The organism is Christensenella hongkongensis (assembly GCF_000981035.1).
GTDB lineage: Bacteria > Bacillota > Clostridia > Christensenellales > Christensenellaceae > Christensenella > Christensenella hongkongensis.
In genome coordinates this window covers 74629-96991 of the sequence record NZ_LAYJ01000133.1, presented here as the reverse complement: position 1 = coordinate 96991, position 22363 = coordinate 74629, and the positions used below count along the sequence as shown (strand labels likewise).

Here is a 22363-nt window from a genome sequence, read left to right as displayed (position 1 = left end):
AAAATCATTTTTCATGATTCAGATGATCTCGTAGATCATATCGGATATCACGTCCATGATGTTATCGTGGCATTTTCCGCATCCGGTTGAGCAATGCGTCTGTTCCTGTACGTCTGCAAACGCGGACTCCACGTCGCTCATGTTTTTGGAATGGCGCAGGGCGTACTCAATATCAGCGAGAGACACCTGTTTACAATTACAAATTATTTTATTTTCCGTGGCCATACAAATTACCCCCCTTTGGTAAATTCACTTATTAATATATAACAGAATGGCACTGATTTCAAACAAAATTCTCGCAGCTTTTCTGCTGCTTATTGAGAAATTTATGTTTCATTCCCCGCAGGAAGATTATAAAATAAAAAGAGAGTAAAGAAAGGAAACGACACTATGAAACAGCTTTTGAAAAATATTGAATTTGAGGCGGCGCTGTCATTTGCAGACCAGGTCGGTTATCTTCCCGGGCAGGTCACAAGCAAAACGCTCGCGCAAAACCCTTATGTGAGCCTTACCCTGTTTGCTTTTGACAAGGGGGAGGAAATCAGTACACATGAATCACAGGGCGACGCGCTTGTAATCGCACTCGAAGGAACTGGCGAAGTTACGATCGACGGGCAGAAGCACTCTTTACAGACAGGCGAAGCGATTGTAATGCCGGCAAAGCACCCGCACGCTGTTTTTGCTCCCGAGCAGTTCAAAATGTTTCTTGTCGTTGTATTTCCAGTGAAAGAAGGGGATGCGTTATGACAGCCACAGTAGATAAAGACGGTTGCATCGGCTGCGCGTTGTGCGAGAGCATATGTCCCGAGGTTTTTCGAATGGATGACGACGGAAAGGCCGAAGCTTATGCCGAGGTGACTGATGAAAACAAAGACGCCGCGTTTGAAGCGGAACAAAGCTGTCCTGTCAGTGTGATCGCGATTGTAGAGGACTGATATTGAGCAAAGGAAAAAGGCCCGGCGCATAAGGACAGGTAGGATAAAGAAGTAATTTATCCCATCTAAGAGGCAACGGGCAAACTGAAAAACAAGGAAGAAATTTATCTTCCTTGTTTTTTAATGTTTTCGGTAATCTGTAAATGATAGAAACAGACTCCCCCAAAAATTGTTGGCTTGCTTTTTATTGTTTTGCTTTATATTGAAACGTCGCGGCCAAATAAAGAACGGGAACAACCAGTCCTGTCACAATGGACAATATACTGAAACTGTCAGGATAGCCCACCAGTGTCATTATAATAGATATAACGCACAACGTGACAGTTAAAATTCCACAAATCATGCAGCCGTTTACTTTCTCCGGAACATTCCAATTTTTGATTCCCAGAATCCCTGCAATCAACTCAAAAACTGCGCTGGCCAATGCTATAATAAGAGACGCCGTCAATAGTTCCACCGGTACTGCAACCCCGGCCAATCCTGCCAATGATACGACCATCCCGATCCCTGCCAGCGAAAGCAATCCGCCGATGATTGCGATGATCCCGAAAATCAGCATAATAATTCCCATTACTTTTAAAAATTTTGAAGTTTTCATAAGTGTACCTCTCTTAATCTTAAATCGTGTCCATGCAAATTATTCCCGCGTATACTCGTAACTGATGCCTTCTTCGCCTGTCGACATATCTGTCAAGATTAAAGTGTCGCCGTTGACCGAGTAGGAAAACACCATCGCTTCGTCACTTTCCATTCCGAATAGTTCAGCATAAATGTTGAGTTGATCTTCATCCGTATCATATTTGAAATCATAGGCCAACAACGCATTTTCATTATGACCTGTACCGTCCGCCTTGAATTCGTAAACTTCTTCCATAAGATCCGCGCTTTGCCATTTCCCCACCAGAGGTGAAGCTTCTTCTTGCAATCCCCCTGCGCCGCAGCCCGCGAATAGGCAAAAGACAAACAAAACTAAAATAACAATATAAACTTTTTTCATTTCTTCTCTCCCGTATTATTTTTAAATTTTAGTTGTGATTTCACCAACATAGAATTGATCTGCAAAAGGCCTTTTTCTATCCAAGATAATATCAAAATCTATACGGAATAGTATAGTACCCAACGGGTACTCTTTGGTTTGCTTCCCTTTTTATGCCATAATAAAAAACGGTACCACGCGGGTACCATTCTTGAAAAAATTCGGTTTTTCAGGCTTTATAATTGTTTTAATCGGTCAAGTTTTCAATTTCAACCAATCGGTTGCTGCGGCGGAGCAGGTCAATATAGAGCAACAGTTCTTCTTTCGTACTGACCGCAAGCTTTCGATAGATATTTTTATTGTGTTTTCGTACCGTATGAATGCTGATAAATGCCAACCCCGGTATTTCAGCAATTTCACGTCCGTTTATATAATATTTCAGAATATTCCGTTCAGCCGGAGTCAATGCCGCAGTCCGCTCCACAAAAGAATCCAGCATACTTAAAACTTCAGAAGCAAATTGGCCTTCCCCGGATTCTTCAGCCGTTCGTTCCTGCTCCGCAGCTTTTAATTCTTCTGTCTTGACGGTCACCGTTTGCTTATTATGCCCGATATATGATAGATCCACAAGACGCATCAAGTCTTCCACCGTCCAGTCTGTTCCCGTTAAATCTACTGCGCAAATTTGTATGGGAAGCCGCACCATTTGATTTTTGTACTGCCATTCACCAGAAAATTTTCGGGCTATTTTCTCTGTTAATAGTTGCATATCATAACTATCACGGAATACCGTCAGAACAAAATGTCCTCTTTCACAGTCATACACGTCTATTTTTTTAGATAGGCTATTGAGCCATTCTGCCGCACCAGCCATAAATCCATTAACATATCCTGCGCCAAGCGCGGCAATATCAAAATAATGGGAACGCGAGAGCTTGACTATCGTCACATAAAGGCTGGCTTGATTTTGGACTGCCAAATCAATACTTCGCAAAAAAGCTGCGCGGTTGTATACTTTTGTAACCGGATTATAGGTTACGTCCAGATTTTCTACTGTAGTCAAAAATCCAAAAATACCGATAGACTGGAAGAAAAGCTCCAGAAGCTGATGCGACATGAAAACCTGCTGCACAAAAATAGGAATAATGCTGAAAATAAGCAGCATGATCGCCGCATGCCGCTGCGATTTAAGTAATAGGTTCTGAAACCGAATTGCTAAATATACCGCCAATAGCATGTATAAATACCCTGCACCATATAGAGCGTAGATCATAACGCCGTGGGAATAGATACCATTTGCATCGTAATAAAATACCCAGCCCAAAACCGGATTCAGCGCCAGCGGCAGAAAAATGAAAAGAACTTCCGGCAACAGAAACAGAATAAAAAGCGGCTTTTTAATGCGATGCTTCAATCCAAGCAATACGATCATATACCATGCAAACAAGCATGCTGTGCTGGTATGAACAAATAAGAAAATATAGTTGAGGATATCCCGTGAAAAATACGTATATTGATCTATATAAGAATTACCAACAGAACTCCAGATATCAAAAACAGCGGAGATCAGTGCTGCAATAATAACAAATAACAGTAATTGATTGGATTCTTTTTGCACCCCTTTTTTGGAAATAATCACATATAGGGAAAGAACGGAAATCACTCCGGCGCAAATATCAAAGGTTACATTGTAAATCATAGAATGTCTCTCCAACCGTCCATCGAATGGGAAAATAATTATATATCATATCATAGGGAAAAATAAATCCGCAATTTATATCATAAATTTTATTGGTACCATCAATAATTTTTCGCGCCCATTCCTTCACGCTTATTTTGTAATGATTCAGCCCTGCTTGACTCCTAATTATGGCGAATTTGCCATAATTAAAAACCGGGCTATGTATCTGTTCCCAAATTCCTGAAAATTCAACTGTATTCCGGTTACGTAACCAATCTGAAATGAAAAGTCTCCATCCTTTGCCTTAATCATATCTGTAAGGGAGATACAGTCTTTATCTTCAATTTTTAGAATTGTGATTTCTGTGGAATCGACAACTAAATTTTCATTTTTCTTTTTTTCCCTGCCATATCCAACATCATTTTTTTGAGTTTAGTATTCATAGGGGAAGTGGGATCGAAACACATATCCACAAATTCTTTCCACGTATCATCTTTAGCGGCACGGCCTTTCAATGCCTGCGCCTCATAATTATATAATTTGCCCTACGGTATCCATGCGGCAAAAAACAGTCCAAAGAAACATCAAAATATTCCGCATATTTCAGTAGTATTTTATATGGTGCGTCTGAATGTTTTTTTCATAACGGTTTATTGCCGATTGCACTGTTCCGAATTCTTCCGCAAGGTTTTTTGTGAAAAATCAATCCTATCACGCAATATGCGAAGCCTATCGCCTACTGCCACCATGCGCATTTCTCCTTAACACAGTACTTATTCATATAACATGATATATTATATGAAGATTTTATTCAACGCTATTTTTAGATTTTTCTTTTTCTACTAATTTTGTCCTGTAATTCCGTCGTCTTATAGGAATATTCTCATTGACAACTTCCCGCGCCTGCGCAAGCGCCCGTACGATCCCCAGCAGGTACGCATCCTCCACATCCGGTACGGTCAGGTGTTCGGTTCCAATCCACAAACCCGGCTGCGGCAGAGTATCCCGTTCTGTCGTCAGGTAAGGTTCCTCCACATCGATATACAGGAAATCCATGATCCGGTCAATCAGGAAATTCGTCTGCACCAATGTACTTAACGTATTCAAATATTTCCTGCTGTAACCGTCGCTATCATACTGCTTCGCGTGTTCCGTGATCCGCTCCAACGCTCCGTCGGACAGCTGCGTGGCCTCCTTCACATCCTGAAGCTCCCGCTCCGGCGTGTGGCTTTTCCCCAGCAGGTAATCATACGAGCATTGCAATATATCTGCCATGATCTCCAGCGTTTCCACCGAATAGCTCACTTTTCCCGACATATATTTCTTTAAGCTGGACAGGCCCACTCCCGCCGCTTCGGCAAACTCTTCCTGTGTGAACCCCCTGTCCTTAATGATCTTCTTTAATATAGCTCCTATATTATCTTTGTGCACGTTCAATCCCCCTTATTATATAAATATTAGCTCTTTTTAACTCTTCATATTTTGAGGATAATATTTTTACGGGATTTTGTCAAGCCCTGAACGACAGCTTGTATCCTGCCAACTGCACAATGATACTTCCGTCCAGCCACAGCCTGGGCGCAGCACGAACATACGCGCCGCACGCAATGGGGACGGCCCGGCACAGGAATGCGGGGAGGAAGGTTCGAAACGGTCTTTTCTATGAAACGGAAGGAGGAGAAGTTATCCACAACCAGTCCGCAGGGGGTGAAAAAAATTCCGGGAAAACATCGAGGTAAATGGATCACATCACATACCCGCCCTTGCGGCGGGTATGGCAAGCTCCCCAAGTGGCACGCCACTTGGAGACCACCCCAACCGACCATGTCGGTCGGGGACCCCGGAAGCTTGCAAGGGGGGCGCCCCCCCTTTGAACCCCCGTAGGCGCGGAACGGCTGCCGCAGTAGAAGCCGCCGTCCCGTTGCCCCGCAAACCCGCAATCGGGTTTTGCGGGTAAGGAAAAAGGGCATTGCACAGGAAGGAGAGATGCGTATAGCAGAACGCAGCAGAAAACATAATATAGGGCTACGGGTAAACGACAGGGAGTGGAAGCTGATTCAAAGGAAAGTACGGTTGTCCGGGCTGACGCTGCGGGAGTTTTTCCTGCGGTGTGTTTGCGGCAAAGACATTATTGTCAAACCCGGCGGGCGCGAGGTAGTCGTGGAACTTAAGCGTTTGGGAAACAATCTCAACCAGCTTACTTACCTTGCCAACGCCGGGCGCATTTATGACTGTGCACAGGAGCTGCAGCATATCTATGCTGAGGTGCGGGAGGTGCGCAGGGCATGGCAGTAATCAAGGCGGTAAATTCACGGGCAAGCCTTGCGCGGGCTGTCAACTACATCACAGGCGGTGAGAAAACGGAGCGCACGCTGGTCGGCGGATACAACTGCAATCCCATGTGCGCCATTGAGGAAATGCGGGACACCAAAGACGCATGGCGCAAGACGGGTGGCAGGCAGTACAAACACTTCATCCAAAGCTTCCCCTACGATGAAGATATTACCCCGGAGGAAGCTTTTGACATCGCAGGGGAACTGATCCGCCGTTCCCCTTTATTCAAGGGCTATGAGGTCTGTTACGCCACCCATATAGACAAGGGACACATCCACACGCATTGGATTGTCAATTCAGTCAGTTTTGAGCATGGATATAAGTTCCGGTATTCCAAACGGATGTTACAGGAACTCAAGGACTTTTCCGACAAAATCCTCAAAGAGCGCGGCAAGAGCGTCTGCGAAAAGGGGCGCTCCGTTACCTCCTTCCGTACCAAAGCATACAAGGCTTTGGAAAAAGCCGCGCAGGGCACATACCATAGCCGGCTGCTGGATACTGTCATTGCGGTGCAGGATGCAATGCAAATGTCCCGAAGCAGGGATGCTTTCATACAGGTACTGGAAGATAAAGGATATACTGTGAATTGGAAAGGCGGCAGGAAATATATCACCTTCATCACGCCGGACGGGAAAAAAGTCCGGAATAAGACACTCTCCGCAACCTTTAAGGTCAATCTTTCAAAGGAGGAACTGCTGCATGGATTTGAATCAAATGCGCAAAGACAGGAATACGGAAATACAAAGGAACAAGGATATACTGGAAGAGCGGGTGAACCGCGATCTGCTCACTCTGGAAAACGCGCAGCTCAAGGAGCTGTGGACAAGCTTCGCTCAAGATTGGAGGATATTCAAGCAATCCCAGACAGATACTCTGAATCAGGAATTGGACGCAATGAATCGGAAGGAACAGGAGCATTGGGAGAACGTAGGGATAAGGCTGCGGAAACTAAAAGACAGCAACCTGGCGCTCAAAGAGGCAATAGACGGCAGCATCGCGGGATTCGCAGGGACGATGGACGCTCTCTGTAAGGATACACGGCAGGGCTTAGATGAAACTCTCGGCAATGTGAACAAAGCAGTGCGGCAATATATTACTGTTGTTCAAAATGATATTTCCGAAGCCCACAGGCAGCACGAGCGGTATTGGGCCTCCCAGCGCAGGCGCAATGTCTGGATATCCATTTATCTCGCCGTTGTGCCCACGATTGTCTTATTCGACACCTTGATCCATTTGTTCAAATAACTACAGGAGGAGGTACTTTATACGAAACACACACACTTTGAAAACAGAATATGGAGGAGCAGTATGAGTGACACGGGCAGCACGAAAAAAATACCGGAACTCAGGCTTTGCGGGAAAATTGGCGGGACGGCATATATTGTGAAAGGATACTTCAGGAAAGACGCAAGGGAGGATATGGCCTCCAAACTGCGGCGGGTTATTCTTTCACGCAAATTCCCCGCTTAGGATAGACTTGGGCAGCCGGGTACGGTATAATGTTGCTACGCTGCATTACCGTTTGTCCGGCTGCCTTTGTATAAAGGAGGCATAGAAACATATGACAAAGCAGCCAGAACGGATCACCGCGTTGTATTGCAGGCTTTCGCGTGACGACGAAAACGAAGGTGATTCCTACAGTATTGCAAATCAGAAAAAAATGCTGGATAAATTCGCCAAAGAACACAAATTCCACAATCCCGAATTTTTCGTGGACGACGGGTATTCCGGCGGGGATTTTGACCGTCCGGACTTCAACCGTATGATTTCACTGGTGCGGGACGGAAAGATCGGGACAATCATTGTCAGGGATATGTCCCGTTTCGGCCGGGACTACCTCAAGGTAGGCTTTTACACCGAGGTTATGTTTCCCGACATGGATGTGCGCTTCATCGCCATTGGCAACGGGATCGACAGCATCAATCAGCAGGACAGCGATTTTACCCCTTTCCTCAACATCATCAACGAATGGTACTTAAAGGACAGCTCTAAGAAAATTCGGGCGGTGTTCAAGGCAAAAGGCGAAGCGGGCGAACATATCGCTTCGCACCCACCCTACGGGTATGTAAAGGATAAGGAGAATCCCAAACGATGGGTCGTTGATGAAGAAGCCGCTGGCGTGGTACAACGTATCTTCTCGCTGTGCATGGATGGCTATGGCCCGATGCAGATCGCAAGAATCCTCCGCGCTGACCGTGTGTTATGTCCCGCGGCCTATGTCGTGCATCAGGGACACAAGCAGCGCAATCCCATTCCCGCCGATCCCTGCAAATGGAAGGCGGAAACTGTCGCGAAAATCCTTGCGCGTAAGGATTACCTTGGCCACACGGTCAATTTCAAGACCTTCACCAAATCCTACAAGGATAAAAGGTCAAAGGTGAATCCGGTGGAAAACCAACGGGTGTTTGAGGGCACGCACAAACCGGTCATCCAGCAAGATGTGTGGGACAGGGTGCAGGAACTGCGCAAACACAAGCGCAGACCCTGCAAAACCGGAAAGTCCAGCATATTCTCAGGGCTGGTGTACTGCGCCGATTGCGGTGAAAAGCTCTACTACTGCACAACGAATAACTTTACACCGAATCAGGACTTCTTCGTTTGCGCGAACTACAAGAGCAACACCGGAACGTGTTCCGCGCATTACATCCGCCAGCTTGTCCTCGAAAAGTTGGTTCACGAACACCTGCGGCAGACGCTTGCGTTTGCCAGGGGCTTCGAGGATGACTTTATTCAGGCGGTCAGCGACCAATCCGCACGGAGCTGGGAAAAAGAGCGCCGGGACGCGCACAGCGCCCTCACTGCCGCGCAAAAACGAATCGCGCAGCTCGACGCACTGTTCCAAAGGCTCTATGAGGATAATGTTTCCGGCAGGATATCTGACGAACGCTTCGGTATTCTGTCCAAAGGCTACGAGGACGAACAGGCTGCGCTGAAATCCAGTATGCGGGAGTTGCAGGCGCGGCTTGACGAAACGGAGCGAAAAGTGTCCGGCATTGGCAACTTCCTTGCGATAGTACACAAGTATACACGCATTGAAAAGCTGGACGCGACAATCCTAAACGAGTTTATTCACAAGATTGTTATTCACGCCCCGGACAAGTCCTCCGGCAAGCGCACCCAGCAGATCGATATTTACTACAACTTCATTGGTGAAATTCCCTCAAAGGATTTTCCCTGCAGCGTTAAAGCGGTATAGCCCAGTAGGGCTACACCGCTTCCATACTTCTTTATGACACCCGCGCATATGCGCCGGGCCTTTTTCCTTATTGGTATTGTAACCTACCAAAGTAGGCGGTTGCCAACTTCCAAAGTTTGATTAGTCTGCCTGATGAACGAACATAATGCTGTCGTCATAGTAATCGTTTGCATTGTCTTTGTTTACGAGAACCGTACCGCAGTCAACGTTTGCTTCTACTGTTTCGCCCTTAGCGATTTTCAGAGCCTGCTCGAGAGCAACCTGGCCCATTTTCTGCGGATCGTTTGCAGCTGTTGCAATGTATTTTCCATCGATGATAGACTGTACTGCTTCCATCAGTCCGTCAACGCCGCTGCCAAGAACGTTATCCATACCGTTGTCGAGGCATACGCCCAGCGCGCCCAGGCCCATGTCGTCGTTATGGCCATAAACTACGTCGATGTCAGGATTGGACTGGATCATGTCCTGTGTAGCCGTTGCAGCTTTGGAACGGTCATAGTCGCAGTAAGGAGTCTGAACAACCGTGATACCGGGTTCAGCGTCTACAGCTTCGTGGAAACCAGCGCTGCGTGCTTCCTGCACGCGGTCTCCGCCGCTGCCCATTACTTCAAGGACTTTACCTTTTGCCTGGCCTTTTCCGCCCAGTGCTTCAACGATCTGCTCGCCGACGAGTTTACCCATTTCCTGGTTGTCACGTCCTACGACGCAGTCAACATCGCCATTTACGAAACGGTCTTCCGTTACGATCGGGATTCCTGCATTCTTGCACGCTTCGAGGGACGGAGCCACGCCATCCGGATCAACCGCGTTGAGGATCAGTACCTGGATGCCGGACTGGATCATGTCGAGCACGTCCTGGTTCTGCTTTGCAACGTCTTCGTTTGCATCGGCAACAACGAGTTCTACGCCTGCAGCTTCAGCAGCCGCTTTTGCAGCGTCTACTTCCGATACATAGAACGGCCCTGCCATTGTAGCCTGAGAGAAACCGATCTTGATTTTGTCGCCGGAAGCGGGTTTGCTCGCCTCTGCGCTTTCCGATGCCGCCGCAGATGCCTCTACAGAAGCGGACGCCTCAGCGGACGGGGATGTGGATGCCGCGGGCTGGCCGCTACATCCGACTGCCAGCATAGCGACTGTCAGGATAACAGCAAACACTACCAAAATTTTTTTCGACATTTTTAATTCCTCCTATGTCTTTTTTATATCGCGCCGTACACTTCGCACGGCAAGCTTTGATTCGTCGTTAATCTTCCTGCTTTGATACGAACAGGTTCAGCAGCAGAGCCGCCACGATGATGATACCTTTGAATATCTGTTGCCAGTAAGACTGCAGCCCCAGCAGATTGAAAATATTCGTGATAATTGCCAGCAGGATTACGCCGGCAAAGGTGCCGATCATCCCTCCTTTACCGCCTGTCATCGACGTTCCGCCGATAACCGCCGCTGCGATTGCGTCAAGCTCTGCGCCGTCCATGATTGTCGGCTGGGCCGTTGTGAGCCACGAGATCGTCATGATGCCCGCATAACCGGCAAGCGCCCCGGAGATCGTCCACACGAGCGTTCCGAATAATTTTACGCGAACGCCTGAAAGGATTGCCGCTTCACGATTGCCGCCGATTGCGTATACGCCTCTTCCAAAAATTGTGTATTTGAGGATCAGCGCCGCAATGATTGTGATCGCGATCCATGTGAGCCCTGCAATCGGAAGCCTCATAAATCCAAGATCGATCGAGCCGCCTCCAAGGTAGCAAAACGCTTCGCCGCCCGCAAGGCTTTTCAAGCCTGAGATAACCTTACCATCCGTTGCCAGCATCGCCAGTCCGCGGGCCGAAACCATTGTGGCAAGGGAGCAGATAAACGGCTCGAGCCGTGCAAAGGTTACGATGAGTCCCGTTACCGTACCAAGCACCGCACCCACAAACACGCCGACCAGCACTGCCACAAATACAGGAACGCCCTGCACGAGGCACATTGCCGAAACCATAGCGGAAAGGGCTGCAACCGAGCCGACTGAAAGGTCTACGCCTCCCGTCAATATGACGAACGTCATACCGATTGCTATGATGCCCGGAGCCGCATAGGACAGCAGGATGTTCGAAAGGTTGCCCAGCGTAAAGAAGTTCTGTGAAAGGCACGTAGCCAGAATAATGAAAACGATCAGCAGCAGCAGCGTGCTGTACCTTTTCAAAAATTGTTTAAACGTCATACCTTGTTTCTGTACTGATTCCATAAAACTACCTCCCCGCCACTGCATACTGCAGAATAGCTACTTCATCTAAATCGTCTTTTCCAAAGTCGGCAACTATTTTCCCATGGTGCATCGCTATGATGCGGTCGCACACGCCGACCAACTCCTCAAGCTCGCTCGATGCGATGATAATGGAATGTCCGTCTTCCGCTGCTTGTCTCAATATCTTGTAGATCTCGTCCTTTACCCCTACGTCGATACCCTGCGTCGGCTCGTCCACCAGCAGGATGTCCGAATTCTGTAACAACCACTTTGCGAGGATCACCTTCTGCTGGTTTCCGCCTGAAAGGGATACCGTAGGCGTCTTTTCGCTGGGTGTTTTGATCGAAAGGCTGTCGATATAGGCCTGGCATTCCTTTGTGACCTTCTTATAATTGAGTATGCCTTTGCCTACGAAATCTTTGACCGCAACCATGATCATGTTTTCCCACACGGGAAGATCGAGCACCAGGCCCTGCATTTTCCGGTTTTCCGGCAGCATCCCGATTCCGTTTTTGATCGAAGTACGCGGATCCTTTGGTTTGTGGGATTTGCCATGGATAAACAGCTCGCCGGAATCAATTTTGTCCGCGCCGTAAATCGCCCGCAGAAATTCAGTCCGTCCGGCGCCAACCAATCCGTACATTCCGATAATTTCGCCTTTGTGGAGCTTCAGGGATACGTTATCCAGATTCTTGTTATTGAAATTCTTTGTTTCCAGAACGACTTCGTTATCGTTTTCCGTCGTGCTTTCATACCTGCGCGCTTCTATTTTATGCCCGATCATATATTCCACGAGCTGGTCCTGGTTGATACCCGCAAGCTCGCATACCGCGACATTTTTTCCGTCCTTGAGGATCGTCACGCGGTCTCCCACGATAAACAGCTCCTCCAGCCTGTGGGAAATATAAACAATCGTCATTCCTTTTTCTTTGAGGTCCGCAATGGTCTTCATGAGCGTATCAAATTCGCTTTGGGAAAGCGTCGCCGACGGCTCGTCCATTACGATCAACTTGGAATCGCACGCAAGGCACTTCATCAATTCCACCAGCTGGCGTGAACCGATGCTCAATTCTCCCGCTTTTGCGTGGACGTCAATATTGAGGTTTAACTGATCCACCAGCCGTTGCGCAATCCGGTTGGATTCCTTCCAGTCTATTTTTCCAAATTTACGCGGCATATTGTTAATCAGTATGTTTTCCGTTACTGACAGTTCGTTTACCAGAGAAAGCTCCTGGTAAATAACCGATATACCGTTTTTCTTCGCATCCAGCGTGTTTCCGTTTTTGAGCTCGACTCCGTCAAACGTAACGGTTCCGCTGTCTTTTGGATATGCTCCGGCAAGGATTTTCATCAACGTCGATTTTCCTGCGCCGTTTGCCCCAATCAGGCAATGCACTTCACCCCTGTTTACCGTAAAGTCGACATCGCTCAAAGCCTGCACACCCGGAAATCCTTTATTGATCTGTTTCATCTCAAGGATTGGTTCAGACATTCGTGCCACCTCCTAATTTCTACTTGTCTTACAGCTAATTAATAAAATACAACTGATAAACTGCAATCGTTCCACAATACAAATTTGTTTTTGCCTGCCATACCATAACACGGCATGGCTTGCTGACAGGATAATGTAGACTTTTTTGGTCGGCAAAAAAGGCATAATAAAAACGCCTTTTCAGGCGTTTCAGGTTAAAAATCAACTCGACCAAAAAAGTCTACGATTTCGGTCTTTTTTCAATAATTGACTACTTTTGCAAAATCTGCGGCTTTCAGGCTTGCGCCGCCAATGAGGCCGCCATCTATATCGCTCATTCCCATCAGCTCGGACGCGTTGCCCGCGTTCATGCTGCCGCCATACTGAATACGGATATCTTCAGCCCTCTCTCCATACAGCTCACCCACTGCTTTGCGTATTTCACGAATCGTGTTGTTTGCTTCCTGGCTTGTAGCCGTCAGCCCCGTGCCGATTGCCCAAACAGGCTCGTACGCGATCACAATGTTTTCGATATCGTTTGCAAGTACGCCCTCAAGCGCGAGCTTCGTCTGCATCCGAACGATCTCGTTTGTGATCCCATGCTCCTTCTCTTTCAGGTGCTCTCCCACACATATGATGGGTTTCAGGCCTTTTTGTAACGCTTTGAGCACCTTCTTATTGACCGTTTCATCTGTCTCCGCAAAATACTGGCGGCGTTCGGAGTGCCCGATAATCACAAATTCCACGCCCAGCTCGAGCAGAGAATCGCAGCTGATTTCACCCGTATAGGCCCCTGCATCCTCAAAAAACACATTTTGCGCGCCAATCGCTATATTAGAGCCTTCCGCCGCGCCCTTTGCGGCAAACAGGCATACGGACGTCGGGCAAACCACTACCTGGGCATTCGCACCGGCCACGAGCGGCTTCAGCTCGCTGATCAGTTTGATCGTCTCCGACGGCGTTTTATTCATTTTCCAGTTTCCCGCTATAATCGGTCTTCTCATTGTAAAATTTCTCCCTCTGCAGCAATTTAACTGAATGCAGGTTATGCAAAACTTACGATAAATCGCTTGCATATGCAATTTATACCAAAAGCCTGTTGCCAGCCTTTTGACAAATTGCTATCATGCCTGCCCTCAAATTTCGTTTAAATGTTTTGTGCATTTGTATAAATCAAGATATTTCCGGTAATTCCCGCTGTAAGCCTCGTGAGCCTGCTCATCCGGTTCTACAACCTTTGTCACGTGAACCATATGCTCGCACGCCTGCGGGAAGCTTTCATATTCTCCGCTTCCAACTGCCGCGATCACAGCGCATCCCAGTACGCCCGCGTTTCCCGATTGCTCGGTGAGTACAATCGGCTTTCCTGTTACGTCTGCAATGATTTGCAGCCACAGCGGATTGAACACCACGCCGCCGCATCCGCGCAAACGATTGATTTTGTTTTCCTCTGATTCCATCGATTCCACAATGTTACGCGTGCCATAGGCAACGCTTTCAAGAATCGCGCGATAGAGGTGCGCGCGCGTGTGGCTCAGCGTAATCCCATAGAAAATACCTTTTGCCACCGGATCCTTGTACGGCGTGCGGTTCCCCTGGAAAAAGTCCAGCGCGACCACGCCTTCGCTTCCCGCCGGAATCTTCGCGGCTTCTTCCGCCATGGTTCCGTAGGGATTTTCCCCGCCGACGCCAAATTCGTTCAAAAACCACTTTGTGATCGAACCTGCGGACACCTGCCCACCCTCCATGCAATACATGTCCGGTATAATCGCATCCTTATAAGGCCCCCAGATACCGTCCTTAAAAATTTCCTGGTCTGTCAGCGAAAGATGTACAAAACTGCTGCCCATCACCACACCCGTTTCGCCGGGATTCACAACCCCAAGGCCAATCATGTTGACATGTGCGTCCACGCCGCCCTGATAGACAATTATTCCGCGGCTCAGGTGGTATTTGTCCGCGATCTCATCCTTTATCGCACCGACCGGCTGCGCCTGCCTCAAAACGTCCGTATCCGCTTTTTCAAAAAAATCCGGAAAACCGATCGCCTCAAAGAAGCTTTTATCGTAGCCGCCCGCTTCCTCCACAAAATTCGATTTGCAGGTAGCCTGGCTGACCGACGCGCACCACCGCCCGGTAAAATGATGGTTGATATAATCCTGCTGCTCTACAATCCTCTCGGCTTTTTCGTAGACGTCAGGCCTGTTTTCCTTGAGCCACATCATCTTGGGAACGATCCATTCCACAGACACTTCCTTGCCGCAGTGCTTCAAAAGCGCGTGCCCTGAGGCGTTGATCCGCCTTGCCTGCTCTACGGAACGGTTATCCATCCACAAAATCGCGTCTGAAAGGTATTCGTCCCCATCGCTCATTGGAATGACTGTGGAAGAGGTTGTGCAAACCGCCATTGCCTTGATGCCGGAAAAAATTTCCGCTCCAAGCTTGTCGTAGCATTCGCCGATGCTTTGCTCCATCTTCTCCACCCAATCAGCCGGAGATTGCTCTGCCCAGCCAGGTTTCGGATATGTTGTTTGATACTTTTTTTCACTGTAATTCAGAATGTTGCCCTGCTCGTCGGTAACGCCGCATCTGACTCCCTGCGTACCAAAATCAAGGCCCATAAAATATGACTTTGACATTTTCCCCACCTTGCTGTCCGGTAAATGGCTTTTCCCCAAAAGCCATTTACCGTTTCATATTATCTGGAACAATTATAATTCTTCTTTGTTCAACAAATGGCTCAATAGCAGTTCTTTACAATCGTTGCATTTCCTGTCGGGCAGGTCTTTTTGCATGCGCCGCAGTTTACGCATTCGTGTCCCGTACCGCCGCCGCTCACAATCGCCGCGCCCGAGCTCGTTCCAAGCCTGCTTGCTCCCGCTTTGATCATCTTCACTGCGTCGTCGTACGTTTTCACGCCGCCAGAGGCCTTTACGCCGATTTCCGGGCCAACCGTTTCCCTCATCAGCTTCACATCCTCAGCTGTCGCGCCGCCTGTAGAGAAGCCCGTGGACGTTTTTACAAAATGCGCCCCCGCAAGCTTGCTCACCGCACACGCCTTTACCTTTTCTTCATCTGTAAGCAGGCATGTCTCAATGATTACCTTTACGATTGCACGGCCCCGCGTCGCCATAACAACGCCCTCGATGTCGCGTTTTACGAGCATCCAGTCGCCGGATTTGATTGCGCCGACGTTGATCACCATATCTACTTCCTTCGCGCCGTTGTTTGCCGCGTCAAGCGCCTCGTTTGCCTTGGCCTCCGGCGTGCTTGCCCCCAGTGGGAAGGCAATAACACAGCACGGCGTTACGCCGCTGCCTTCAAGATAATCCGCTACGAACTTAATATAGGACGGATTGACGCACACGCTTGCAAAGTGGTATTTCTTCGCTTCGTCGCACACCTTACGGATGTCGTCCAAAGAAGCCTGCTGCTTCAAAAGTGTATGATCGATATATTTTGCCAGCGATGCCGGGGAGTAATCGCCCTGCTCTGCGCCGGAAGGCTGGCTATAGTATTTTGCACAAACCTGTTCGGTAACCTGTTTTATGATTTCATTGATATCCATTGTGGAACCTACCTCCTTGGGCCGGCGCGGCGCGCCGGCGCTTCGTTCTTTCTTTATCTGATCCGGTTTTATTATTTATTTGTCAAAATTTTCGCCGTGCGGCAGGAACAAAATCTTATTGAAGAAGAACCCGCCTTCTTTGATTTTCTGGAAAATCGCCGGTGCGTCGTCAAGCGGAAGCTTATGGCTGAGCATCGGTTTTGCCGTAATTTTGCCTTCTTCAAACAGCTTTAAGGATTCCGTCCAGTCGTAGCCCGGGAACGGATCTGTAAAGGAGTTCCACGAACCAATCAGGGAAATCTGCCCCCTCATGATGTTGTCCACTTCCTTATCCCCAAGGTTGAGGCCCTTATGGGAAATTCCCACGAATACAACCCGGCCCATTTTTCCAGCTGAATTGATCGCGTTAAGCTGTGCCGGCGGAGCGCCTGTAAAATCTACAACCACGTCAGCCATCTCGCCGTCCGTAATCTTTTTGATCTCTTCCACCGCATCCTGCTCTTTGGAGTCGATGATATAATCCGCGCCGCATTCTTTTGCAACCGCAAGCTTTTCCGCACCGAGGTCTACGGCGATCACCTTATCAGCGCCAAACACCTTCGCGCACTGGATGGCAAACAATCCGATCGGCCCCGCACCGTAAATACATACGGTATCGCCTTCCTGGATATTGCCGCGCGTCAGTCCATGAATCGCATTTGCGCACGGATCTGTCGTCGCTGCGTCCAGATAATCCACGTTATCCGGCAGCTTCATCAGGTTCTCTTCAGGAGAGCACACGTATTCAGCCATTGCGCCGTCCCTTCTGGAACCGAAATAATCGTAATCTTCACACAGGGAATAAATTCCCTTTTCGCACCATTCGCACTTATGGCAGGGCATCAGCGGCGGAACCGTTACTCTGTCGCCCACCTTGAAATTTTTGATATTTTTTCCTACTTCTTCCACTTCCGCGGAAAATTCATGTCCGATCGTGAGAGGCGCGATATGTGCCCCATAGGTCAGTACGCGCGGGATATCCGAACCGCACACGCCGCACGCCATAACTTTTAATAAAACCTCGTCGTCCGTAGGTACCGGCTTTGGTACGTCTTCCACCCTCAGGTCGCCGGGTTTATACATTCTAACCGCTTTCATTGCTTTTCCTCTCTTTGTATGTTTTTAAAGACCTTGATGACTTCCTGCGCTGTAATCTCATCCGTATAAAATCTGTTGATAATACCTCCGCGCAGCGCGCCGATGATGGCCTTTACCTTTTTTTCGCCCACCGCTACGCCAATGCGGACTTTTTTACTTTTGATGTCCTCTGTTTTCAGGCCAATCGTTCGGTCTATCACCGGTTTGCTGACCTGTTTGCCATTGATATCAAAACATCTTCCGGCAATATCGCCCACCGCGCCAAGCGCCATAATTTCGTCAAAATCCTCTTTGGAATATGCGCTTCTCGTCCGCAGCACCGATTCATAGGAAACCGCGCCCACGCTTACAATCGCCAGCTGCGATTCATGCGCCAAATCCATTACGTACTTCACATGGGAATCCATCTGGATTGCCTGAGCGATACGTTTGTTGTCCACTACCAGCGGAACCGGGAGCAAAAACCCCTGCGCCGAAAAAAACTGCGAGAACTGCTCTACGATCTGGCTTGATTTTGTGGAGCTGATATCGCCCGCCACAGAACCGTTTATCAGAACAACCTTGGAACATTTTTTGGTGTTCGGTATGGTCATGATCGTATTTGCGAGCTGCTCCATCGTGGTTCCCCATGTAACGCCGATAATATCGTCAGGCTTTACGATTTTACAGATATCGCCCGCTACGGATTTACAGGTATCCTTAAGCCTGATATCCGCGTCTTCCGTATAGGTAGGCGTAATGAATACCTTATCCAGGTCGAACATCCTGTGGAATTCATTTTCCAGCGTTTTGACGGATTCGACCGGATAATTGATCTGGAATTTCACATAACCGTTGTCCACCGCTTTTTTGATCAGGCGGCATACGGACGATTTTGAAATAAATTCCTCTTTGGCGATCTGCTCCTGGTTCATTCCCAGCTCGTAATACTTTTTGACCACGCTGATCATCAGGTTCAGCTCGTTGTTCTCGATATCTTTTGCCACTGCTTTCGCTCCTATTTTGCGCCCAATGCTTCCTGTGCTATTTTGACCGTAGCTGTGAGACCGATTCTGTCTGCTCCGGCACAGATCAGTTCCTGTGCCTTTTCCAGCGTTTTTACACCGCCGTCTATTTTGATTTTTACGTTGTTCCCAAGTATTTCCTTCGCGAACCGGATGTCTTCCACGTCCGCGCCCTTGCCGCTCAGCACATTTTGTATTTTCACAAAATCCACGCCGCACGACCGCGCCATGTTAAGCACCGAAACCTTTTCGTCGTCCGTATACACGCAGTGTTCAAAAACAGCCTTTACCTGCGCCTTGCCCTGCGCGACCGAAACGATCTCCTCCAAATCCCTGCGCGCATCCGACATCCTGCCGGACTTTACCGCGAGGATATTCATCGCAACGTCAAGCTCCTGCGCGCCGTTTTTGATGCACTCGCGCGCTTCAGCCGCCTTTGCGGCAGCAGACATCGCCCCATGCGGAAAACCAATCGCCGCGCATACCTTTACGCTCGAACCCCGCAAAGAGTCCGCCGCCTCCGATACATAATACGGCGCGACGCAAACCGCCGCCACGCAGTATCTGCGCGCACTTAAGCATTCCTCGCGTATCTTGTCCACGCACACGTCGGGGTTCAGCAGGGAATGCTCGAGCCTTGAGGGAACCTCAAACGCATCGCAGCACATATCCGTAATCACGGCGCTCGCCGTGCTTTGCGCATGAACCTGTTCCATGACCTCTTTTATAATTTTGTCTATATCCATGCCCTTTACCCTTATCAGTTGAGCCTTGTCGTCTTGCCGTCGTAGGTGAAGCTGTCCAGAACCCCGCATATCGTAACATCCGCGATAATGTCTTTGTCGAGCAGCATATTTGCAGCCCCGCCGTCAACATTAACCAGAACGGTGTCCCCAACGCCCGCCTGCCCCGCGTCAAACGCAATCAGGCGGTTGCCGTCCGGCTCCCCGTTTTCATCCAGATATTCGATAATCATCAATTTGTAGCCGTAATACGACTCATCCTTGATGGTGGAAACAACATTCCCTACAACCCTTGCAATTCTCATGCGGGTCCCCTTATTTTTTCGGCAGGATCATTTCCACGTCGTTATGCGGGCTCGGAATTACGTGTACGCCATACAGGTCGCCCACGCGCTTTGCAGCCGCAGCGCCTGCATCCACAGCAGCCTTCACTGCGCCAACGTCGCCGCGAACCATGACCGTAACGAGTCCGGATCCGATCTGCTCCTTGCCGATCAGCATTACGTCAGCCGCTTTTACCATTGCGTCAGCCGCTTCGATAGAGCCGATCAATCCCTTTGTTTCTACCATTCCTAAAGCCTGTTTTTCCATTTTGTTTAACCTCGCATTTTTTAGTGATTTATAGTTGTTCCCTATATTGATCAATGAATCCCACGATTGCCGCGTCCGCAGGCGTATATTGCTTGCGGAACATACGCGCGGCCTCCTTGGATCCGATCAGATATACAAAGTCTCCCCGGCCGGCCTGCCTGGTTGCATCCGCCGCCACGATCATCTTCGTCTTTTTCCCGTTCTCTATGAGCCTTACGACCAAAAGCGGGATATTATTCAGATTTTCTTCCTTGACCGTCGCTACGACGCAGCCAACCACTTCGCCCGTATACATTCGTTCTGCTTACTTTCCCGGTGTAACCGTTGTTTTTGCAACTGTAGGCAGGATCGATTCCACATCGCCGTGCGGGCTTGGAATGACATGTACTCCATAGAGGTCGCCTACGCGCTTTGCAGCTGCAGCCCCCGCGTCTACGGATGCCTTCACCGCTCCTACGTCGCCGCGAACCATAACCGTTACGAGTCCCGATCCGATCTGCTGTTTCCCGATGAGCGTTACGTTTGCAGCCTTTACCATTGCGTCAGCCGCCTCGATTGCACCGATGAGTCCTTTTGTTTCTACCATTCCGAGTGCTTCTTTTGACATTGCTATTTATCCTCCCAGATTTTATATTAGCGATTTGATTATATCAGGATGCGGCGAGGGTATTACTACGCTCCCCGACATCAGTCCCTGAGCCTGTTTAATGGCTTTCGCCGCGTCTACAGCGGCTTTCACCGCCGCCACTTCGCCTGTCATCGTAATAAACGATTTCCCGCCAAGCCCGCGCCCAAGCCTTATTTCGATGAGGTCGATGTCCGCTGCCTTCACCGCCGCGTCTGCCGTGATGACCGCCGCGCACAATGAAAATGTTTCCATCACACCCACCGCGCTTACTTTGCCGATTTCGCTGCAGGCGTTGATTGCCCGCGGTACCTGCTCGTGTATGCCGGAGATGATGACGCTGTCGATAAGCATTGCCCCTGCGGACTTTGCGCCCGCCTTCACGCTTGCCTTCACCGCCGCAACGTCTCCCGTCACGATCACAATATATTTTCCCGCACAGACCGGCTGTGCCGTTACCAGCTCTACGGAAGCCGCTTTGAGCATGGTATCCCCGGCCTCGATTCCTGCCGGTACGCTTACGATTTCTACCATTCCCAGTGAGTTCATGCTTTGGTTCCCCTTATCTCGATCCAGTCGTCCGTGACCTTCGTAACCGTTCCTGTGATGCTCGCATGTATTTTTGCCCCCAGGGCCTTTTCCCTGATGTCCGCGATCATCATTCCCCGCTTTACCTGCTGCCCTTCGCTTACCACCGGAACTGCCGGCGCGCCTACGTGCATTTTGAGCGGAATCCTCACCACATCCGTCCTAAGCCTCGATTGCTGCATCGGCGCCGGCACGTCGAACTCCTCGATGCCCAGCCGCGATATAATGCGCGACACCGGAAGCTTTTTGGTATCAAAGCACGTATCAACCGTGGTGAATACTTCTTTTTTGGGTTTTACCCCCGCATTCATCAGCTGCGCCTTGAAGCGCTGCATTATTTTGGAGGGCTTCAGGCCGAAGTTGCACGCGTAATAGGTGCATATCCCGCAGTCGCAGCAGGAAAAGATTCCATTCATGCTGTTCCCGATGAGGTCTACCCCGTTGGCCACCGCACGCATCGCCTTATGCGGCGCTACGTTGAGCCCCAACGCATTCCTCGGACACATCTGCGTGCACATGGAGCACTGGCAGCAAACTGCCTGTATCACCTGCACATTCATGCAGTCGTCCTTTTTCTGTACCAGCGGATGGTTTTTGGGAATTGCGAGCAGCCCGCCGGTCGTCTTTGTGACCGGAACATCCGCTGTATCGCTCATCCTGCCCATACACGGCCCGCCAATAACGTATACGCAGTCATCTGTCGTGCCGCCTGCCGCTTCAATCAGCTCCAGTCCTGAAATACCGATTGGAACCTTCAGCGTGCGCGGATTTTTTACCGCTCCGCCCACGGTTACAAACTTATCTGTGACGGTTTTGCCTTCCAGCGCCCGCGCGATCTCTGTCAATGTGCTCACATTGCACACCACAGCTCCCACATCCAGCGGCAATCCGCCGGTCGGAACCACGCGCCCCGTCACTTCGTAGACGATCTGCTGTTCGTCTCCTGCGGGATAATAGCTGTTCATGATGTGCAGCTCCACGTCGTCCGCGCCCTGTATCGCTTTTTCAAGCGCCGCGATTGCATCCTTATAGTGATCCTTGAGAGCGATCACGCCCTTCTTTGCGCCGGTCTGCTCCATGACGGCAAGCAACCCTTCGACCACGCCGTCCGCATAATACTGCATCACCTGCTGGTCTACCCGCAAAAGCGGCTCGCACTCCGCGCCGTTTGCGATCACATATTCCGCCTTACAATTTACTTTTACATGAGTCGGAAATCCCGCCCCACCCGCACCTACGATGCCGGCTTCGCGGATTTTACCTGCAATATCCATTTCCTGTTAT

General features: G+C 49.4%; 26 protein-coding genes and 1 pseudogene. 6 read left to right on the top strand and 21 right to left on the bottom strand.

The annotated features are described in order from the left end of the window. Positions 1–18: 18 nt before the first annotated feature. Positions 19–225: a (2Fe-2S)-binding protein gene (locus CHK_RS14670; protein ID WP_046444812.1), complete on the bottom strand. Its 207-nt coding sequence runs from the start codon at positions 223–225 to the stop codon at positions 19–21. 165 nt (positions 226–390) lie between these two features. On the opposite strand from CHK_RS14670, the gene CHK_RS14665 reads away from it, so the two are divergent. Then, on the top strand, positions 391–747 hold the full coding sequence (locus CHK_RS14665; RefSeq protein ID WP_046444811.1) for a cupin domain-containing protein: 357 nt from the start codon (positions 391–393) through the stop codon (positions 745–747). Next, complete coding sequence (locus CHK_RS14660; RefSeq protein ID WP_046444810.1) at positions 744–935, top strand: ferredoxin; 192 nt, start codon at positions 744–746, stop codon at positions 933–935. The genes CHK_RS14665 and CHK_RS14660 overlap by 4 nt, the downstream gene beginning before the upstream one ends. Before the next feature lie 184 nt (positions 936–1119). Here the strand turns inward: CHK_RS14660 and CHK_RS14655 are convergent, their stop codons facing one another. The 5 genes and pseudogenes from CHK_RS14655 to CHK_RS15885 all read right to left on the bottom strand — a co-directional run bounded on the left by CHK_RS14655 (position 1120) and on the right by CHK_RS15885 (position 5023). Next, entirely contained in the window at positions 1120–1533 is a 414-nt protein-coding gene (locus CHK_RS14655; protein WP_046444809.1) for a hypothetical protein, read from the bottom strand. Between the two features lie 39 nt (positions 1534–1572). Further along, positions 1573–1932, bottom strand: coding sequence for a DUF5640 domain-containing protein (locus CHK_RS14650; protein ID WP_046444808.1), 360 nt, complete (start codon positions 1930–1932; stop codon positions 1573–1575). A 226-nt stretch (positions 1933–2158) separates the two neighbouring features. Then, positions 2159–3610 (bottom strand): LuxR C-terminal-related transcriptional regulator, encoded by a 1452-nt coding sequence (locus tag CHK_RS14645; RefSeq protein ID WP_046444807.1) that lies wholly within the window; start codon positions 3608–3610, stop codon positions 2159–2161. A gap of 109 nt (positions 3611–3719) precedes the next feature. Further along, positions 3720–3952 (bottom strand): annotated as a pseudogene (locus tag CHK_RS17200) (KilA-N domain-containing protein); the annotation flags it as partial. A 447-nt stretch (positions 3953–4399) separates the two neighbouring features. After that, a complete protein-coding gene (locus tag CHK_RS15885) occupies positions 4400–5023 on the bottom strand; it encodes a helix-turn-helix domain-containing protein (protein WP_052740633.1) in 624 nt (207 codons plus the stop codon). A gap of 516 nt (positions 5024–5539) precedes the next feature. Here CHK_RS15885 and CHK_RS14635 point away from each other — a divergent pair. From CHK_RS14635 to CHK_RS14620, 4 genes are all read left to right on the top strand, one after another. Then, positions 5540–5887 carry a plasmid mobilization protein gene (locus CHK_RS14635; protein ID WP_160295695.1) on the top strand — a complete coding sequence of 116 codons (348 nt, stop codon included), beginning with the start codon at positions 5540–5542 and terminating at the stop codon, positions 5885–5887. Then, positions 5878–6957, top strand: coding sequence for a relaxase/mobilization nuclease domain-containing protein (locus CHK_RS14630; RefSeq protein ID WP_046444806.1), 1080 nt, complete (start codon positions 5878–5880; stop codon positions 6955–6957). Before CHK_RS14635 ends, CHK_RS14630 begins: the two co-directional genes overlap by 10 nt. Before the next feature lie 277 nt (positions 6958–7234). Then, positions 7235–7396, top strand: a complete 162-nt coding sequence (locus CHK_RS16250; RefSeq protein ID WP_082103604.1) for a transposon-encoded TnpW family protein — start codon at positions 7235–7237, stop codon at positions 7394–7396. 91 nt (positions 7397–7487) lie between these two features. Next, on the top strand, positions 7488–9122 hold the full coding sequence (locus CHK_RS14620; RefSeq protein ID WP_046444804.1) for a recombinase family protein: 1635 nt from the start codon (positions 7488–7490) through the stop codon (positions 9120–9122). Positions 9123–9242: 120 nt separating this feature from the next. On the opposite strand, the gene CHK_RS14615 is transcribed toward CHK_RS14620, so the two are convergent. From CHK_RS14615 to CHK_RS14545, 15 genes are all read right to left on the bottom strand, one after another. Beyond that, entirely contained in the window at positions 9243–10298 is a 1056-nt protein-coding gene (locus CHK_RS14615) for a substrate-binding domain-containing protein (protein ID WP_082103603.1), read from the bottom strand. A gap of 67 nt (positions 10299–10365) precedes the next feature. Then, positions 10366–11352 (bottom strand): ABC transporter permease, encoded by a 987-nt coding sequence (locus CHK_RS14610; RefSeq protein ID WP_046444803.1) that lies wholly within the window; start codon positions 11350–11352, stop codon positions 10366–10368. Positions 11353–11356: 4 nt separating this feature from the next. After that, the gene (locus tag CHK_RS14605; RefSeq protein ID WP_046444802.1) at positions 11357–12844 is read right to left on the bottom strand and encodes a sugar ABC transporter ATP-binding protein; all 1488 of its coding nucleotides are present in this window, start codon (positions 12842–12844) and stop codon (positions 11357–11359) included. 239 nt (positions 12845–13083) lie between these two features. Next, positions 13084–13827, bottom strand: a complete 744-nt coding sequence (gene tpiA, locus CHK_RS14600; RefSeq protein ID WP_046444801.1) for a triose-phosphate isomerase — start codon at positions 13825–13827, stop codon at positions 13084–13086. A gap of 132 nt (positions 13828–13959) precedes the next feature. Further along, positions 13960–15462 carry an FGGY-family carbohydrate kinase gene (locus CHK_RS14595; RefSeq protein ID WP_046444800.1) on the bottom strand — a complete coding sequence of 501 codons (1503 nt, stop codon included), beginning with the start codon at positions 15460–15462 and terminating at the stop codon, positions 13960–13962. A gap of 101 nt (positions 15463–15563) precedes the next feature. Further along, positions 15564–16391, bottom strand: a complete 828-nt coding sequence (gene deoC, locus CHK_RS14590; RefSeq protein WP_082103602.1) for a deoxyribose-phosphate aldolase — start codon at positions 16389–16391, stop codon at positions 15564–15566. Between the two features lie 75 nt (positions 16392–16466). Continuing rightward, positions 16467–17528: a galactitol-1-phosphate 5-dehydrogenase gene (locus tag CHK_RS14585; protein ID WP_046444799.1), complete on the bottom strand. Its 1062-nt coding sequence runs from the start codon at positions 17526–17528 to the stop codon at positions 16467–16469. Continuing rightward, the gene (locus CHK_RS14580; protein WP_046444798.1) at positions 17525–18514 is read right to left on the bottom strand and encodes a sugar-binding transcriptional regulator; all 990 of its coding nucleotides are present in this window, start codon (positions 18512–18514) and stop codon (positions 17525–17527) included. Before CHK_RS14580 ends, CHK_RS14585 begins: the two co-directional genes overlap by 4 nt. 11 nt (positions 18515–18525) lie before the next feature. Further along, positions 18526–19278, bottom strand: a complete 753-nt coding sequence (deoC, locus tag CHK_RS14575) for a deoxyribose-phosphate aldolase (RefSeq protein WP_052740631.1) — start codon at positions 19276–19278, stop codon at positions 18526–18528. Positions 19279–19292: 14 nt separating this feature from the next. Further along, a complete protein-coding gene (locus tag CHK_RS14570) occupies positions 19293–19580 on the bottom strand; it encodes a EutN/CcmL family microcompartment protein (RefSeq protein ID WP_046444797.1) in 288 nt (95 codons plus the stop codon). 10 nt (positions 19581–19590) lie between these two features. Continuing rightward, positions 19591–19866: a BMC domain-containing protein gene (locus CHK_RS14565; protein ID WP_046444796.1), complete on the bottom strand. Its 276-nt coding sequence runs from the start codon at positions 19864–19866 to the stop codon at positions 19591–19593. Positions 19867–19894: 28 nt separating this feature from the next. Beyond that, entirely contained in the window at positions 19895–20161 is a 267-nt protein-coding gene (locus CHK_RS14560) for a EutN/CcmL family microcompartment protein (protein ID WP_046444795.1), read from the bottom strand. 9 nt (positions 20162–20170) lie between these two features. Further along, complete coding sequence (locus tag CHK_RS14555) at positions 20171–20473, bottom strand: BMC domain-containing protein (protein WP_046444794.1); 303 nt, start codon at positions 20471–20473, stop codon at positions 20171–20173. 21 nt (positions 20474–20494) lie between these two features. Continuing rightward, the gene (locus CHK_RS14550) at positions 20495–21040 is read right to left on the bottom strand and encodes a BMC domain-containing protein (RefSeq protein WP_046444793.1); all 546 of its coding nucleotides are present in this window, start codon (positions 21038–21040) and stop codon (positions 20495–20497) included. Beyond that, the gene (locus tag CHK_RS14545; protein ID WP_046444792.1) at positions 21037–22353 is read right to left on the bottom strand and encodes a 4Fe-4S dicluster domain-containing protein; all 1317 of its coding nucleotides are present in this window, start codon (positions 22351–22353) and stop codon (positions 21037–21039) included. The genes CHK_RS14550 and CHK_RS14545 overlap by 4 nt, the downstream gene beginning before the upstream one ends. Positions 22354–22363: the final 10 nt, after the last annotated feature.

Bases quoted from the DNA above. Each gene is read 5' to 3' on its own strand.
- CHK_RS14555 (WP_046444794.1), bottom strand. From the start codon at position 20,473: ATGTCAAAAGAAGCACTCGGAATGGTAGAAACAAAAGGACTCATCGGT.
- CHK_RS14620 (WP_046444804.1), top strand. From the start codon at position 7,488: ATGACAAAGCAGCCAGAACGGATCACCGCGTTGTATTGCAGGCTTTCG.
- CHK_RS14605 (WP_046444802.1), bottom strand. From the start codon at position 12,844: ATGTCTGAACCAATCCTTGAGATGAAACAGATCAATAAAGGATTTCCG.
- CHK_RS14545 (WP_046444792.1), bottom strand. From the start codon at position 22,353: ATGGATATTGCAGGTAAAATCCGCGAAGCCGGCATCGTAGGTGCGGGT.
- CHK_RS14550 (WP_046444793.1), bottom strand. From the start codon at position 21,040: ATGAACTCACTGGGAATGGTAGAAATCGTAAGCGTACCGGCAGGAATC.
- CHK_RS14650 (WP_046444808.1), bottom strand. From the start codon at position 1,932: ATGAAAAAAGTTTATATTGTTATTTTAGTTTTGTTTGTCTTTTGCCTA.
- CHK_RS14615 (WP_082103603.1), bottom strand. From the start codon at position 10,298: ATGTCGAAAAAAATTTTGGTAGTGTTTGCTGTTATCCTGACAGTCGCT.
- CHK_RS14595 (WP_046444800.1), bottom strand. From the start codon at position 15,462: ATGTCAAAGTCATATTTTATGGGCCTTGATTTTGGTACGCAGGGAGTC.
- CHK_RS14660 (WP_046444810.1), top strand. From the start codon at position 744: ATGACAGCCACAGTAGATAAAGACGGTTGCATCGGCTGCGCGTTGTGC.
- CHK_RS14565 (WP_046444796.1), bottom strand. From the start codon at position 19,866: ATGGAAAAACAGGCTTTAGGAATGGTAGAAACAAAGGGATTGATCGGC.
- CHK_RS14560 (WP_046444795.1), bottom strand. From the start codon at position 20,161: ATGTATACGGGCGAAGTGGTTGGCTGCGTCGTAGCGACGGTCAAGGAA.
- CHK_RS14645 (WP_046444807.1), bottom strand. From the start codon at position 3,610: ATGATTTACAATGTAACCTTTGATATTTGCGCCGGAGTGATTTCCGTT.
- CHK_RS14655 (WP_046444809.1), bottom strand. From the start codon at position 1,533: ATGAAAACTTCAAAATTTTTAAAAGTAATGGGAATTATTATGCTGATT.
- tpiA (WP_046444801.1), bottom strand. From the start codon at position 13,827: ATGAGAAGACCGATTATAGCGGGAAACTGGAAAATGAATAAAACGCCG.
- CHK_RS16250 (WP_082103604.1), top strand. From the start codon at position 7,235: ATGAGTGACACGGGCAGCACGAAAAAAATACCGGAACTCAGGCTTTGC.
- CHK_RS14610 (WP_046444803.1), bottom strand. From the start codon at position 11,352: ATGGAATCAGTACAGAAACAAGGTATGACGTTTAAACAATTTTTGAAA.
- deoC (WP_052740631.1), bottom strand. From the start codon at position 19,278: ATGGATATAGACAAAATTATAAAAGAGGTCATGGAACAGGTTCATGCG.
- CHK_RS14570 (WP_046444797.1), bottom strand. From the start codon at position 19,580: ATGAGAATTGCAAGGGTTGTAGGGAATGTTGTTTCCACCATCAAGGAT.
- deoC (WP_082103602.1), bottom strand. From the start codon at position 16,391: ATGGATATCAATGAAATCATAAAACAGGTTACCGAACAGGTTTGTGCA.
- CHK_RS14585 (WP_046444799.1), bottom strand. From the start codon at position 17,528: ATGAAAGCGGTTAGAATGTATAAACCCGGCGACCTGAGGGTGGAAGAC.
- CHK_RS14665 (WP_046444811.1), top strand. From the start codon at position 391: ATGAAACAGCTTTTGAAAAATATTGAATTTGAGGCGGCGCTGTCATTT.
- CHK_RS14630 (WP_046444806.1), top strand. From the start codon at position 5,878: ATGGCAGTAATCAAGGCGGTAAATTCACGGGCAAGCCTTGCGCGGGCT.
- CHK_RS14670 (WP_046444812.1), bottom strand. From the start codon at position 225: ATGGCCACGGAAAATAAAATAATTTGTAATTGTAAACAGGTGTCTCTC.